The 2,439-nt window shown below is 58.8% G+C and carries 2 protein-coding genes and 2 pseudogenes; all 4 read left to right on the top strand.

Annotated features, from left to right (window positions below; genetic code table 11):
- Positions 1–218 precede the first annotated feature (218 nt).
- Positions 219–779 (top strand): hypothetical protein, encoded by a 561-nt coding sequence (locus AAHZ94_RS32670; RefSeq protein WP_349997329.1) that lies wholly within the window; start codon positions 219–221, stop codon positions 777–779.
- Between the two features lie 95 nt (positions 780–874).
- Positions 875–988 (top strand): annotated as a pseudogene (locus tag AAHZ94_RS32665) (LLM class F420-dependent oxidoreductase); the annotation flags it as partial.
- Between the two features lie 303 nt (positions 989–1,291).
- The gene (locus tag AAHZ94_RS32660; protein ID WP_349997328.1) at positions 1,292–1,726 is read left to right on the top strand and encodes a hypothetical protein; all 435 of its coding nucleotides are present in this window, start codon (positions 1,292–1,294) and stop codon (positions 1,724–1,726) included.
- Between the two features lie 14 nt (positions 1,727–1,740).
- A pseudogene (locus AAHZ94_RS32655) lies at positions 1,741–2,439 on the top strand (alpha/beta hydrolase); the annotation flags it as partial.

Raw genomic sequence — 2,439 nt, 5'->3', positions numbered from 1 at the left:
ATAAATTCACGGCGGTGATTCACCTCTACGACAAGAGCAAGAGGTCTGGCCCCAAGGCCCCGAAGTCCATCATTAACGTGGCTCTTACCTCAACGTGCTTCCAGGTCCCCGAAGGGGAGACCGTGTGAGACGTGACAGATCGACCACCGGGGCCACGCGACCGATGCGGGCCCAATCAGCCCTGGAGGACCACCATAAAAAACAAGAAGCTAACTAACTTGCCGCGCATACTCCGACCCATACGCACACGCTCCGGCATCGCAGCACTCGCGGTCGCGACAGTTCTAGCAGGCGGACTCTGGATCGATTTATCAGAAAAAGACGATTCGGCGCCACCGGTCGAGGTACGCCGCGTCTCTGATACAGAAGACGAGACCATTCGGGTATCTCGCGAAATTCTAAATGTGGCCGGCGTAAAGGGGAAGATGACCGAGCCCGGGCCCTTCACCGGAAAGTGCGCCGGCAGGGACCCGGAAAAGAACTACAGGATCATCTATTTCTGGTCCATTTGGGATGCCCCTATCCAGGACCTCAAGCAGGGCATGGAGAACCTCAGGGAGAAGCTTCCCGGCAAGGGGTGGAACATCAGGAGCTATGGCCCGGATACGAGCAAGAGCCGAAGTCTCGAACTGATCGCAGATTTCGGTCGAAAGAAATTTACAGTGATGATCCACCTGTACGACGAGAGCAAGAATCCTGCCCCCAAGGCCCCGGAGTCCATCATCAGCGTGGCCCTCAGCTCGGCGTGTTATCAGGTTCCCGAAGGAGAGACCGTGTGAGGTAGGACCTCACCGGAAAGAGGCGGGCCCGCTGCTCGCGCGGTCAGAGGTCTCGCCCTCGGCGCCGGCGTGGCGGGCCCGGCACCGACCCCGGTATGTTGCCTGGGTGGGCTCAGGTGGTCGAGGGGCTCGGGTATGACCTGCTCATGGTGTCGGATCATGTCGCCGTCACGCCGGACGTGGCCGTGGGCTATCCCGAACCGTTCTGGCCTCGGAGGCCATGGCCTCGCGGCACGGTGACCACATCTCTCCCGTCGGCGCCGCGGGAACCCGGCCGGCCCTCCGGGTTCCCGCGGCTCGGAGCGGACGACGAGCGCGGCGGTAGCCCTCGATGGCCAAGACAAACCGATGATTAAGGACAGGAAGAGCCGCCAATCCACCTGCCGCTTTGCTATGCGAGCCTGCCTGACCGCTAATAATCAGCCATCAATGATCCGACACCTCCGCCCGTCCAGGCACTCTCCCTAGAATGACGCCCTCTACGAGTGTGATTACTAGGGGGAGCGGGTCGCGTGGGAACGTTCGAAGAGGAGTGGGCACAAGCCAAGCAAGGGGCAGCACATAACTCCAGAACCCGGCTCGCCAGCGCCGAGAAGGACGGGGGAAGGAACCCGGGCGGCGCAGGGGATGTGAGATCCGATAAGGCCGCGTGGAATGCGGCAGGACATGCCGTCGGCCAGTTCCGCAGGAACATCAGGTCCTCTTCGCTCAATCTAGAGCAGGGGAAGCTGAGCACGCATGGGCTGGAGAGTGCCGCTGCCGAACAGTCCTTATCCAGCTCATGGAAACGTTATCTAGACAGAATCAACGCCAGGTGTGGCGAACTGGAAAGCATGCTAGAAAAGGCCGGAAATGATCATTACAAGAACGATCAAGCCATTCAGCATGCGCTTGCGAGGATGACGGATAAATACAAAGAAACTCCAGGAGCCGACGGCAAGGATTGAAGGAATAGCGACTGATGGACTTCGCGACCCTCAAAGAGCTCAAAATTGCAGACTTTGAACGCGCGGCCGAAAGGTATCGCACGGCTCGGGACATGGCCGACTCAACTCAGAAAAGTCTTCAGGACCACGTCATCGCAAAAATGTATTCCCTACTGGATGGGGAGGCAAGGGACGCGGCCGTTGAACAGTTACAGAAGCTGTCGCATAACTTTCACTACGTTCAAATCGAGTGTGGACTCGCCACCACGGCACTCAATGCGCTAGCCGCGGACCTGTCTGCGGCTCAAAGGAAATTATTGACAGCTGTCGAAGGTGCCCAGGCTGCCGGCTTCAGGGTGAACTCCGATGGTTCGGTTACCTATCCGGCGGCAGGGCATGAGGTCGACGGTAAGTTGCCACCAGGCGACACGGTTTCAGGCTCTCCGCAAGGTAAGGGGCCCAGCACGGGAATCTCCCCTCCCGCCGACGCGAACGACACAGCGAGCGCTCTTCGCGATCAGGCATCGAATATAGATCCAAACCCTAACCGTGGTGAAGCCGTAGCCTACGCCAATCGAATCGCTCAGGCTGTCGATGAGGCCAGGAAGGCTGACGAATCATGGGCTCCTCAACTACGAAAACTAAAAGCAGACGATGACCTGAATGTTTCTACACGGGACTGGCTCGATACACATCAAGACGCTACTGGCGTCCGTACGGCCGCGAAAAATTAT

This window comes from Streptomyces sp. HSW2009 (assembly GCF_040240285.1).
Lineage (GTDB): Bacteria > Actinomycetota > Actinomycetes > Streptomycetales > Streptomycetaceae > Streptomyces.
Note: the sequence above shows the minus strand (reverse complement) of the source record. Positions and strands in the feature narration are given on the sequence as shown.